The following is a 12539-nucleotide window of genomic DNA, read 5'->3' as shown; positions in this document are numbered from 1 at the left end:
TAGACTAGCAATTTCATGAAATTCCCATTATAATAAAGTAGTTCTTGAAAGTTGCTGAAAAAAAGTGCAAAATAGACGTTAAGCAAATGTCAGTGAAAGGACGTCATTATGTCAGAGCGAGGATTACTTATAGTTTTATCAGGACCTTCCGGAGTAGGGAAAGGGACCGTGCGCAAAGCAATTTTTGAGAGTGACGACAACGATTTTCAATATTCCGTTTCAATGACCACTCGTCAAAAACGCGAGGGGGAAGTGGAAGGGGTCGATTACTATTTCCGCACGCGGGAAGAATTTGAAGCCTTGATCGAAGCCGGTGAAATGCTGGAATACGCCGAATATGTCGGCAATTATTATGGCACACCATTATCTTATGTCCAACAAACACTGGATCAAGGAAAAGATGTATTTTTAGAGATCGAAGTGCAAGGGGCAAAACAAGTAAAAGACAAAGTTCCCGATGGTGTGTTTATTTTTCTGACGCCACCTGATCTGGCAGAATTACGCTCTCGTATTACAGGAAGAGGAACCGACTCTGCCGAAGTGATCGATGAACGGATGCGTGTCGCCCGTGAAGAAATCGAAATGATGGCTTTATATGATTATGCCGTTGTCAATGATGAAGTACCTAAGGCAGTCCAACGAATTCGCGAAATTATTTCGAGTGAACATTTTCGCGTTGACCGAGTGATCGGAACCTATATCAAAATGTTAGAGGAGCTGTAAGAAATATGATGTTAAAACCTTCAATCGATTCTTTGTTGGATCGTGTCAACTCAAAATATTCATTAGTGATCTTAGCAAGCAAACGGGCGCATGAACTTGATGCCGGTGCGCAAGCAACATTAGAAAACTTTGATTCAGTGAAAAGCGTGGGTCAAGCGCTTGAAGAAATCGAAGCGGAATTAGTCGTTAATGATCCGCATCCGGAAATCAAACGGGCCCGTTTGAAAATGGAACAAGAAGAGCGCAAAGCGCAAAAAGACCAAGAACAAAAAGAATTAGAAGCGCGTATCCGCGACGAACAAAAGCTATAGACAAAAGCAAGCTAGAGCACGCCTGTGTTCTGGCTTTTTCTTTTGAATGGCGATGGTTAAATTTTTGTAAGGGGTACAGACAAACCCCAGCCCATTTAGTAAAATAGAACCTAAAAGGAGGAGAAGAGATGGCGTACATAGCAGAAGTGATCGTGGATGTTCCCACGATGCAGACCGATCAGCCTTTTACTTATCTGATCCCATCAGAATTACAAGCCGCCATTGAGACAGGAATGCGGGTCGAAGTGCCATTTGGCAAAGGTGACCGTCATATCCAAGGGTTCGTCGTCGGGCTTTCAGAAGTTGCCGAACCGCAACAGACCTTAAAACCAATCGTTCGTTTGTTGGATTTGTCGCCTGTCGTCAATGAAGAACTTCTCCAATTAGCCGACTACATGAAGGAAACGACCTTTGCCTTTAAGATTACTTGCTTGCAGACGATGCTGCCTAGTGTGATGAAAGCCGAGTACCAAAAGCAGATCGTTTTACTCGAAGGAAATCATCCCATCAAAGAATATTTTCCCGAAGACGGCATCCTCAGCTGGCAAGCCGCCGAAAGTGCAGGGCTGCTGCCGCAGTTGAAGCCTTTGCGGGAAGCCGCAGTAGTTGAATTGCAGTATCTCGTGAAAAATAAAAACAAAGCGAAAATGACCCGTTACATTGAACGCAAGATCGAGCCAGCAGAAATCCCCGCCGTCCAGCAACAGCTGCGCAAAGGGGCCAAACGCAAGCTGGAAATCTTACAGATTTTGACAGAGGAAGCCCGCTTGCCGGTTTCCTTTTTTACCGAACAAGGGATTTCCACCGCGGCTTTGAACCAAGCGCAAGAAGCTGGCTGGCTGACCTTTACGGAAGTTGAAGCCTACCGTGATCCTTACAAAGACCGTCAATTTCAAAAAACGGTCCCCCTTGAATTAAATGAAGAACAGGCAGCTGCAGTAGCGCAAATCACTGCTTGTGCGGATAACCAAGAGGCGCAGACTTTTTTACTGGAAGGGATCACCGGCAGTGGAAAAACAGAAGTCTATCTACAAGCGATCGCCCAATTGCTGAAACAAGGCAAAACTGCGATCATGCTCGTACCGGAGATCGCTTTGACCCCGCAAATGGTCGAACGCTTTAAAAGCCGTCTCGGCGACGCAGTGGCTGTTTTACACAGCGGCTTGTCCCAAGGTGAAAAATACGATGAATGGCGTAAGATCGAACGTGGGGAGGCGCAGGTGGTGGTTGGCGCCCGCTCGGCGATTTTTGCTCCGTTGAAAAACATCGGGGTCATCATCGTCGATGAGGAGCACGAAGCTTCCTACAAGCAAGATGAAGCCCCTCGTTACCATGCGAGAGATTTAGCGATTTGGCGCAGCCAGTACCATCACTGTCCAGTGGTGTTAGGCAGTGCGACGCCGTCATTAGAATCTCGTGCTCGGGCCCAAAAAGAAGTCTACCGCTTATTGAAATTGAATCAGCGGGCAAAAACCAGTGCGCAATTACCGCAGATCGAAGTCGTGGATATGCGTACCGAATTTGCTAATAAAAAGTATCAAACTTTTTCTCGTCCGTTACAGGAAAAAATCACAGACCGCTTGGCCCGGAAAGAACAGATCGTCTTGCTGCTGAATCGGCGCGGCTACTCTTCCTTCGTGATGTGCCGCGATTGTGGGTATGTTTTGCCTTGCCCAAATTGCGACATCTCCTTGACGCTCCATATGGATACCAAAACGATGCGCTGTCATTATTGCGGACATGAAGAACACATCCCCCATCGTTGCCCCAACTGTAATGCAGACAAGATTCGTTATTACGGAACGGGCACGCAAAAAGTGGAAGAAGAGTTGAAGGAACTGTTTCCCGAAGCGCGGGTTTTACGGATGGATGTCGATACCACCCGCAAAAAAGGCGCCCACGAAAAAATCTTGACCTTGTTTGGGGAGAAAAAAGCGGATATTTTGTTAGGGACTCAAATGATCGCCAAAGGCTTGGATTTTCCTGATATCACGCTGGTAGGGGTCTTGAATGCCGATACGGCCTTGAACTTGCCAGATTTTCGTTCGAGTGAACGGACGTTCCAGCTGCTGACTCAGGTCAGTGGTCGGGCAGGTCGGGCGGAAAAAACCGGCGAAGTGGTGATCCAAACATTCAACCCTGAGCACTATGCCATCCAGTTGGCGCAGTCGCAAGACTACGAAGATTTCTATCAAAAAGAGATGTGGATGCGGCACCAAAGCGGTTATCCACCGTATTATTTCACCGTCAAAATCACCTGCAGCCATCCCGAAGAGCAAGTCGCCGCTCAGAAGATGTTTGCGATCGCGCGGGATCTGCAGCAGGAGCTGTCACCGCGCAGTATTTTGTTGGGTCCGGCACCAAGTGCGATTTTGCGGGTGAAAAACCGTTATTACTACCAATTGATCATTAAATACAAAAATGAACCGCAGCTACCTGCTTTGTTGACCCGTCTGTTGGATCAAAGTCAAATCGATCAGCGCAAAGGATTGTACGTATCGATTGACCAAGAGCCGTTGAATTTTATTTAGAGGAGAAAATATGCGTTATCCTATTATTATCACCCCCGATGAACGTCTTCGTCGGCAAGCAAAACCCGTCAAAGTAATTACCGATGAACTCGTTCAGCTACTAGACGACCTTTATGAAACGATGGTCGCCCATGACGGGATCGGTATTGCCGCACCGCAAGTCGGCAAAAACCTACAAGTGGCGATCGTGGAAGTCGAAGAAGACGATCGCTTTGAAATGATCAACCCTGAGATCATCGCTTCTTCTGGTGAATCCCTTGATGTGGAAGGCTGCTTGAGTATTCCCCACACCTTTGGGACCGTCAAACGAGCAGACGAGATCACTGTCCGCTATTTCGATCGAGAAGGAGAAGAAATGGAAGTGGAAGCATTCGGTTACTTGGCGCGTGCGATGCAGCATGAGATCGATCATTTAAATGGCGTGCTGTTTGTCGACAAGCTCGTCGAACGCATTCCTGAAGAAGACTTAGAAAAGTATATGGAGGAACATGAAAATGACTAAAATCGTCTTTATGGGTACCCCGGCGTTTTCCGTCCCAATTTTAGAAGGCTTGCTTGAAGCCGGCTATGAAGTGGCAGCAGTCGTGACACAGCCGGATCGTCCCGTCGGTCGCAAAAAAACCATCACTCCGACACCCGTCAAAGAAGCGGCGTTGAAGCATGGCTTGTTGGTTTTACAACCAGAAAAAATCAGTGGGTCACCAGAAATGGAGCAGATTCAAGCTTTAGCACCTGATCTGCTGATCACGGCAGCTTTCGGCCAATTTTTACCTAGTGCTTTACTAGAAGTACCGAAGTATGGCGCTATCAACGTTCATGCGTCCCTACTACCGAAATACCGGGGCGGAGCACCTGTGCATTATGCCATCATGGAAGGCGAGCAAGAAACGGGTGTAACCATCATGGAAATGATCAAAAAAATGGATGCTGGCGGTATTTTTGCTCAAGCTCATTTGCCGATCACGGCACAAGATGATGTGGGGACGATGTTTGATAAGTTGAGCCTGCTGGGCAAAGACTTGCTGCTGGAAACCCTGCCGAAAATCTTGTCAGGAGAGTTGCAGCCGGTTCCGCAAGAAGAAGCGAAAGTAACCTTCTCGCCGAATATCAGCCGTGAACAAGAAGCCATCGACTGGCAGAAAACGGCGGTGCAAATCGATGCCCAAGTCCGAGGCATGCGGCCATGGCCGATCGCCTTTACGACACAAAACGGCAACCGCTGGAAGCTTTGGCAAGTAACACCGCTGGAGCAAACGACGACAGCCCAGCCAGGAACGATCATTGAACGGACGAAAAAAACGTTGCTGATCGCTTGTGGGGAAGGCACGGTATTGGCTATCGATGAATTGCAGCCAGCTGGAAAAGGCCGACAAGACATTGCCGCATTCTTAAACGGCAGTGGACAACAGATTCAAAAAGGGGATCAGGTAGGTACCTATGAAGCGTAATCTTGGAGACATACAATATACAGTGCGTTTTGTGGCACTAGAAGCGTTGTTGCGAATCGAAAAAGGCGGTGCTTATTCCAATCTACTGCTGCGGGAATTGATGAATCAAGGGCGTTTAAATGACAAGGACGGTCGCTTACTGACTGAATTGGTGTACGGCACCATCAGTCGTCAGCTTTTATTGGATTATTATTTGGACCGGTTTATTAAAAATGCCCGCAAAGTCGACCCGTGGGTCAAAACGCTGCTGCGGCTTTCCTTGTATCAGATGCTGTATCTCGATAAAGTACCCGCCCATGCCATCATTCATGAAGCCGTGGATATTGCGAAAGCCAAAGGCAATCCGGGGACTGGTAAATTCGTCAATGGCGTGCTGCGCACGATCCAACGACAAGGAGTGCCAGACTTGGCATTGATTAAAGACCCAATGGAACGTTTAGCAACGGAAATCAGCCTGCCCTTATGGCTAACGAAGAAACTAGTCAAACAAATTGGGATCGAAGAAACCAGTGAGCTAGGCTATGCCCTATTTGAACCCAATCATGCCAGTGGTCGTATCGATCTGCAGCGCATCTCGCAAGCAGCAGCGATCGAACGGCTACAAGAAGAAGGCATTGACGCACGACCAAGTGAGCTTTCCCCTTATGGGGTTGTGGCTGATAAAGGCTTTATGGCGGGCTCTTCCCTCTACAAAGAAGGCTTACTGACGATCCAAGATGAAAGTTCGATGCTGGTTGCCCCCGTTTTACAAGTAGCCCGGAACCATCAAGTATTGGATGCGTGCGCCGCCCCAGGAGGCAAAACGACCCATATCGCTGCCTTCTTGTCTGCCGCAGAGGGCGGCAAAGTGACAGCACTGGATATCCATGCCCATAAAGTTAAGCTGATTCAGCAAAATGCCCAACGTTTAGGCGTAGAAGCAGTTGTGGAAACCCGCGTGATGGATGCCCGAGAGACGGCTCAAACCTTTGCCCCCGAACAATTTGATCGCATCTTAGTGGATGCCCCTTGTTCTGGATTAGGGTTGATGCGCCGTAAGCCGGACATCAAATACAGCAAGACGGAGGCCGATTTCCAACGCTTGCCGCAGATTCAGCGAGAGATTTTGGAAAGTGCCGCCCCAACCTTGAAAAAATCGGGTATAATGGTCTACAGCACATGTACGATTCTAGAGGAAGAAAATCAACAAGTCGTGGCAGCGTTTCTCGCTGACCATCCTGAATTTGAGCAAATGCCTCTTGCGGTAGGACCGCTGGCAGCCGAAGCTGTTCAAGAGGATATGTTGACGATCTATCCGCAAGATTTTATGACAGATGGCTTTTTTATCAGTTGTCTACGCAAAAAGTAACGAGGTGAAAGAAATTGGAGATTCGTTTTCAAACAGATGTCGGCAAACGTCGCAACACAAACCAAGATTTTGCAGCAACCTATGTAAATAAAGCCAATGTGACATTGGCCTTGCTTGCCGATGGCATGGGGGGCCACCGGGCCGGAGATGTCGCTAGCCGTCAAGCAGTCAGTGAGATTGGCACCGCTTGGGAACAGACAGAGCTGACAGACAGTGAAAAAACTGCCCAATGGTTGATCCAAAAAATCCAAGCAGAAAGCCAAGTGATTTTCCAAAAAGGACAAGAACAAGAAGAACTTAGCGGCATGGGCACCACGATCATTGCTGTGGCCTTATTAGGCGACCAGTTTACGATCGCCAATGTCGGGGACAGCCGTGCCTATCTTTTACGCAATCAAGTGCTGACCCAAATCACAGAGGACCATTCACTGGTCAATGAATTGGTGAAGTCAGGACAAATCACAGCAGAAATGGCCTTGAATCATCCTCGCAAAAACGTTTTGACCCGCTCGATCGGCATGCCAAGCGAAGTCGAAGTCGATGTGGCGATCCACTTTATTGCAGACGGGGATTATTTGCTGCTGTGTTCAGACGGATTGACCAACATGGTCTCAGATGAAGAGATCACAGCAACGATCCAAGAAACCCCTGTGCTGGAAGAAGCAGTGCAATCATTGATCGATCAAGCCAACGAACGCGGCGGTGTCGACAATATCACGGTATTATTGATTAAAGTTGGAGGAGAGCGCCCATGATCGAAATTGGGAAGAAGATAAACGGCCGATACAAAATCATCGGCAATATCGGCAGCGGCGGAATGGCAAATGTGTTTTTGGCGCATGACTTGATCTTAGACCGTGAAGTGGCAATCAAAGTGCTTCGTTTTGACTTCCAAAACGACCAAAGTGCGATTCGGCGCTTTCAACGAGAAGCATTGGCGGCGACTGAGCTGGTTCATCCCAACATCGTAACCGTTTATGATGTCGGCGAAGAAGACGGCATGCAGTTTTTGGTGATGGAATATGTCAAAGGGATGGATCTCAAGCGCTATATCCAAACGCACTATCCAGTACCTTATTTGCAGATCGTTGATATCATCCAACAAATCTTATCAGCGGTAGCGCTGGCCCATCAACACCGCATCATTCACCGGGACCTCAAGCCCCAGAATGTGCTGATCAATGAAGATGGCGTGGTGAAAATCACCGATTTTGGGATCGCGATCGCCCTATCAGAAACATCGATCACCCAAACCAACTCGATGTTAGGCTCGGTGCATTATCTTTCACCAGAACAAGCACGAGGCAGTATGGCGACCAATCAATCAGATATTTATGCGATTGGGATCATTCTCTATGAAATTTTAACCGGCAAAGTACCTTTTGATGGCGAATCAGCCGTAACGATCGCCCTGAAACATTTCCAAGATGAGATCCCTTCGATTCGGATCTATGACAAAAATGTTCCGCAATCGCTGGAAAACGTCGTATTGAAGGCGACCGCCAAAGAACCGGCGGATCGGTACAAAACTGCCGATGAAATGCGAGCGGATCTTGATACTGTATTGTCACCTGATCGACTCAATGAACCGAGATGGGAACCTCATGCCCTGATGGATGAAACGAGAGTGCTGACCCCTGTAGAAGCAGCCCAAGTTGAAACGCCGCCAGTGGAAGAACCCGTGGCAGAAACGGCTGCGGATCAAGCCGAAGAATCAGCGAAACCGAAAAAGAAAAAACGCAAACGCTGGCTGCTGCTGCCGGTCATTATGGTGATCGCACTGCTAGGCATAGGCAGTTATTTCCTATTCGGCGGTGGTCGGGGGGATGTAGCGATTCCTGAAGTCAACGGCAAGACAGAAGCGGCCGCCCGGGCCGAACTGGAAGCCGCTGGCTTACAAGTGGCAGACGAGGTGGAAGAAATCGAAGACGATGAAGTCGAAGCAGGCAATGTCGTCAAGACCGATCCGCCAGAAGGCAATGAAGTCAAAAAGAATTCCGTCGTGACCCTCTACATCAGTAGCGGAACCAAGAAAATCACCCTTGATGACTATGAAGGTCGCTCCTTTGATGATGTCAAAAAAGAGTTGATCGATTTGGGCTTTGATGAAGACAGAATCAAAGAAGAGCTAGAGTCGTCAGATGATGTCGATGAAGGGGATATTATCAGTCAATCACCAGCAGCAGGGCGGGAAGTTTCCCCAGCAGAAGACGAAATCACCTTTAAGGTCAGCTCTGGACCAGATAGCTTCGCAATGGACAACTATTATGGCATGACAGAGGCAGATGCACGAGCAGCATTGACTTCTCGTGGTGTCGACCGATCACAGATCGAAGTGAACTATCAATCTAGCAGTCAACCATCAGGCACGATCATCGCCCAAGCACCCGCAACAGGTGAAACGGTGGTGACTTCCCAAACGACCATCACTTTGACGGTCAGCAGTGGGCAGGAAATGGTCAATGTACCAAGAATCGTTGGGAAAAGCCAAGCCGATGCAGAAGCAGACTTGAATGAAGCGGGATTGGACTCGACTTTTGAGGAAGAGGACGGCTATAATGACTCGGTACCAGCTGGACATGTTGTCCGTGTCTCTCCAGGTGCTGGAACCTCCGTCGAAGTTGGCTCCACTGTAACGGTCACGATCTCTAGAGGACCTGAACCAGATGATTCGTCCTCATCGACGCCAAGCAGTAGTTCAGATGATTCCTCTGATTCAAGCGCTACGAGTGAAAGTAGCTCAGATAGTGATTAGAAACTAGCTAAAATCAAATACTTTAACCAAGCAGCCTACGGGGACCAAAGAATTTTCTTTTTGTTCCCCGTCCAGCTGCTTGTTTTTGTTTCTAAACCTTATAGTGAGACACAGGTGTCTTTAAAATTTCCTTTAGACCTTCCTTTTGTGCAAGCGTACATCTTTCCAAGGATTCAAAAATTGGGTATAATGAAGGTCAGAATTAGTCAAGGGAGGGAATGAATTGAGTCATCACAACACTTCCGATTTGATTGAAGCATATTTGAAGAAAATTCTTGAAGATAGTGAAACCATTGAGATTCGTCGCGCGGAAATGGCAAATTTGTTCAACTGCGTGCCCTCACAAATAAACTACGTGATCAATACCCGCTTCACCGTTCAAAGAGGCTATGCGGTTGAAAGCAAACGCGGCGGGGGCGGCTATATTCGGATCGAAAAAGTCAAAATCACGGACAGCCACCACTACTTAAAAGAAATGAATCAACTATTCGATGAAACCATCTCGGAAAAAGATGCGTATGCAATAATCCAGAAACTTTATGAGGAAGGAATCCTGTCCAAGCGAGAAGGCAACTTATTATTGACCGTCATCGCGAAAGCAGTTCTAGGACGTTCTCCTTATGAAAATAGAACACGAGCTGATTTGCTCCATGCAATTCTAGAACGATTAAGTTACGAAGACAGGAAGTGAAAGAGATGGATGAATTATTCACCCAACGCGCGAAAGCCGTTTTGGCTATCGCCCAAGAAGAAGCAAAATACTTTAAGCACCAAGCGGTAGGTTCTGAACATATTCTATTGGCACTGGTCATTGAACAAAACGGGATCGCCGGCAAAACGTTACGGGAAATGAATATCACAGAAAACGATATTCGTGAAGAAATCGAACATTTAACAGGGTACGGCACCGTTCGTCAATACCCAGAAAATGCCTATCTCGCGTATTCACCACGAGCAAAACATACATTTGCTTATGCAGGGGATGAAGCCAAGCGTTTAGGGGCACCACAGATTGGTACCGAACATCTATTATTAGGCTTATTAAGAGACGAAGACATTTTGGCTTCACGAATCATGCTGAATCTCGGCTTGAGTCTCGCGAAAATGCGTCAGCTTTTGAAGAAAAAAATGGGCTTCAATGAAAGCAAAACGAACGGAAGTGCTGGTCGTCGTCGTCCAGCCCAAGCCAAAGCGCAGCAAGGAACACCAACCTTGGATTCCTTAGCCCGTGATTTGACCAAATTAGCCCGTGAAAAACGGTTGGATCCTGTTGTCGGTCGTGCCAAAGAAGTCAAACGCCTGATCCAGATCCTTAGCCGTCGGACCAAAAACAACCCTGTTCTCGTGGGGGAACCTGGTGTTGGGAAAACCGCGATCGCCGAAGGCTTAGCCCAAAAAATCATCAATGGGGAAGTCCCAGAAGACATGCAAAACAAGCGTTTGATGATGCTGGACATGGGGGCTTTAGTTGCCGGAACGAAATACCGGGGCGAATTTGAAGACCGAATGAAAAAAATCATTGATGAGATCTATCAAGATGGTCAAATCATCTTATTCATTGATGAATTGCATACACTGATTGGGGCCGGCGGAGCAGAAGGGGCGATTGATGCCTCGAATATTCTGAAACCAGCCTTAGCCCGTGGGGAATTGCAAACCATCGGTGCCACGACACTAGATGAGTACCAAAAATACATTGAAAAAGATTCTGCATTAGAACGCCGTTTTGCCCGGGTGCAAGTCGACGAACCAACACCAGAAGAAGCGGAAGAAATTTTGCGCGGCTTGCGTCCTCGTTATGAAGAACATCATGGGGTGGAAATTTCTGATGATGCGTTACACGCCGCTGTGCAATTGTCCGTACGTTACATCAATTCGCGCCAATTACCAGATAAAGCCATCGATTTGATGGATGAATCAGCAGCCAAAGTGCGTCTAGACAAAACCGATGAAAGTTCGGAATTGGCAGATCTACAAAACGAGATCGCTAACTTGATCGAAGAAAAAGAAGCAGCCATTCGCCAGCAAGATTTTGAAGCAGCAGCTCGTCTGCGAATCAAGGAAAAGAAATTGACCCAACAATTGACGGAAGTGGCGTTTATGGAAGTCAAAGAAGCGTCAGGCTATGCCGATAGTGTTACTGCAGAAGATGTTGCTACGGTCGTTTCCCAATGGACCGGCGTACCTTTGCAGCAGATGGAGAAAAAAGAAAGCGAACGCTTGTTGGATCTTGAAAAGATTTTGCATCAACGGGTAGTTGGCCAAGAAGAAGCAGTCAAGGCAGTCGCTCGTTCGATCCGCCGCGCCCGCAGTGGGTTGAAAGATCCGAACCGTCCAATTGGTTCCTTCATGTTCTTAGGCCCGACCGGTGTCGGGAAAACCGAGCTTGCCAAAGCCTTAGCAGAAGCGATGTTTGGTAGTGAAGATGCCTTGGTTCGTGTCGATATGTCCGAATTTATGGAAAAATACAGCACGAGCCGTTTGATCGGTTCACCGCCAGGCTATGTCGGCTACGATGAAGGTGGGCAATTGACGGAAAAAATCCGTTCAAAACCATACTCCGTCATCTTATTGGACGAGGTGGAAAAAGCCCATCCCGATGTCTTCAATATCCTCTTGCAAGTGCTAGATGATGGTCATTTGACGGATGCCAAAGGTCGGAAGGTCGATTTCCGCAACACGATTTTGATCATGACCTCTAATATCGGTGCCCAACAAATCCGCGAAGAAAAAAGCGTTGGGTTTAATGTCACTGATTTAACGAAAGATCACCAAGCGATGCAAAAACGGATCTTAGAAGAGCTGAAAAAAGCCTTCCGTCCAGAGTTCTTGAACCGTGTGGATGAAACAGTGGTCTTCCAATCCTTAGGTGAAGGGGAGATCCACGAGATCGTGAAGATCATGAGCAAAGCGATCATCAAACGATTAGGCAACCAAGACATCCAATTGAAGATCACGCCATCTGCCATTGATGTGATCGGTAAAGCTGGTTTTGATCCAGAATATGGGGCACGGCCGATTCGTCGGGCCTTGCAAAAAGAAGTCGAAGACCGTTTAAGTGAAGCACTCCTATCAGGACAAATTCATTTAGGTGACAAAGTGACGATCGGTGCTTCCAAAGGATCGATTACCCTCAATGTCAAAGAGGGACAAGCACGGGTCTTGCAACAAGTTTAAGTCGAGCCAATAACGGCAGTGGCGTTTCTATGGTCGAGCAATCGGCATCCATAGGAACGCCGCTTTTTTGTCTTGTTATGTCTAGTAGTGATCAAGAAGTCTCCACTGGTTATGATTGATGATTCACAAAAAAATATCCTTCTAAATAGCTTTATGACAACGGTTGATTAATGATCAAAGCGCTATTCGTGAAAAAAAGAGTAACGAGACCTCTTGGAAAGAATCCTGCTGTGTGATACTATGAAT

At 47.4% G+C, this 12539-nt stretch carries 10 protein-coding genes; all 10 read left to right on the top strand.

Annotated elements, in window-relative coordinates; translation table 11 throughout:
* The first annotated feature begins 108 nt into the window (after nt 1-108).
* The 10 genes from gmk to A5882_RS04325 all read left to right on the top strand — a co-directional run bounded on the left by gmk (nt 109) and on the right by A5882_RS04325 (nt 12293).
* Entirely contained in the window at nt 109-723 is a 615-nt protein-coding gene (gene gmk, locus A5882_RS04370; RefSeq protein WP_005230308.1) for a guanylate kinase, read from the top strand.
* A gap of 5 nt (nt 724-728) precedes the next feature.
* Nucleotides 729-1034 carry a DNA-directed RNA polymerase subunit omega gene (gene rpoZ / locus A5882_RS04365; protein WP_005232977.1) on the top strand — a complete coding sequence of 102 codons (306 nt, stop codon included), beginning with the start codon at nt 729-731 and terminating at the stop codon, nt 1032-1034.
* A gap of 128 nt (nt 1035-1162) precedes the next feature.
* Nucleotides 1163-3565: a primosomal protein N' gene (priA, locus tag A5882_RS04360; protein WP_016612055.1), complete on the top strand. Its 2403-nt coding sequence runs from the start codon at nt 1163-1165 to the stop codon at nt 3563-3565.
* Between the two features lie 10 nt (nt 3566-3575).
* Nucleotides 3576-4067 carry a peptide deformylase gene (gene def, locus A5882_RS04355; RefSeq protein ID WP_005230314.1) on the top strand — a complete coding sequence of 164 codons (492 nt, stop codon included), beginning with the start codon at nt 3576-3578 and terminating at the stop codon, nt 4065-4067.
* Nucleotides 4060-5013, top strand: a complete 954-nt coding sequence (fmt, locus tag A5882_RS04350; RefSeq protein ID WP_008381712.1) for a methionyl-tRNA formyltransferase — start codon at nt 4060-4062, stop codon at nt 5011-5013. Before def ends, fmt begins: the two co-directional genes overlap by 8 nt.
* On the top strand, nt 5003-6361 hold the full coding sequence (gene rsmB, locus A5882_RS04345) for a 16S rRNA (cytosine(967)-C(5))-methyltransferase RsmB (protein WP_008381714.1): 1359 nt from the start codon (nt 5003-5005) through the stop codon (nt 6359-6361). The genes fmt and rsmB overlap by 11 nt, the downstream gene beginning before the upstream one ends.
* A 14-nt stretch (nt 6362-6375) precedes the next feature.
* Nucleotides 6376-7116 carry a Stp1/IreP family PP2C-type Ser/Thr phosphatase gene (locus A5882_RS04340; protein WP_005230317.1) on the top strand — a complete coding sequence of 247 codons (741 nt, stop codon included), beginning with the start codon at nt 6376-6378 and terminating at the stop codon, nt 7114-7116.
* Nucleotides 7113-9116: a Stk1 family PASTA domain-containing Ser/Thr kinase gene (pknB, locus tag A5882_RS04335; RefSeq protein ID WP_086298905.1), complete on the top strand. Its 2004-nt coding sequence runs from the start codon at nt 7113-7115 to the stop codon at nt 9114-9116. Before A5882_RS04340 ends, pknB begins: the two co-directional genes overlap by 4 nt.
* 223 nt (nt 9117-9339) lie before the next feature.
* A complete protein-coding gene (locus tag A5882_RS04330; protein ID WP_005230319.1) occupies nt 9340-9807 on the top strand; it encodes a CtsR family transcriptional regulator in 468 nt (155 codons plus the stop codon).
* Nucleotides 9808-9812: 5 nt separating this feature from the next.
* Nucleotides 9813-12293, top strand: coding sequence for an ATP-dependent Clp protease ATP-binding subunit (locus tag A5882_RS04325; RefSeq protein WP_008381720.1), 2481 nt, complete (start codon nt 9813-9815; stop codon nt 12291-12293).
* The last annotated feature ends 246 nt before the right edge of the window (nt 12294-12539 follow it).

The sequence above is a fragment of the Enterococcus sp. 4E1_DIV0656 genome (genome assembly GCF_002140695.1).
GTDB classification, from domain to species: domain Bacteria; phylum Bacillota; class Bacilli; order Lactobacillales; family Enterococcaceae; genus Enterococcus_D; species Enterococcus_D entomosocium.
The sequence above is the reverse complement of the archived record's forward strand: the minus strand, read 5'-3'. Positions and strand labels throughout refer to the sequence as shown.

What these genes read in the sequence shown, in the direction of transcription:
- gmk (WP_005230308.1), top strand. Translation starts at nt 109, where the DNA reads ATGTCAGAGCGAGGATTACTTATAGTTTTATCAGGACCTTCCGGAGTA.
- priA (WP_016612055.1), top strand. Translation starts at nt 1,163, where the DNA reads ATGGCGTACATAGCAGAAGTGATCGTGGATGTTCCCACGATGCAGACC.
- pknB (WP_086298905.1), top strand. Translation starts at nt 7,113, where the DNA reads ATGATCGAAATTGGGAAGAAGATAAACGGCCGATACAAAATCATCGGC.
- rpoZ (WP_005232977.1), top strand. Translation starts at nt 729, where the DNA reads ATGATGTTAAAACCTTCAATCGATTCTTTGTTGGATCGTGTCAACTCA.
- fmt (WP_008381712.1), top strand. Translation starts at nt 4,060, where the DNA reads ATGACTAAAATCGTCTTTATGGGTACCCCGGCGTTTTCCGTCCCAATT.
- A5882_RS04325 (WP_008381720.1), top strand. Translation starts at nt 9,813, where the DNA reads ATGGATGAATTATTCACCCAACGCGCGAAAGCCGTTTTGGCTATCGCC.
- rsmB (WP_008381714.1), top strand. Translation starts at nt 5,003, where the DNA reads ATGAAGCGTAATCTTGGAGACATACAATATACAGTGCGTTTTGTGGCA.
- def (WP_005230314.1), top strand. Translation starts at nt 3,576, where the DNA reads ATGCGTTATCCTATTATTATCACCCCCGATGAACGTCTTCGTCGGCAA.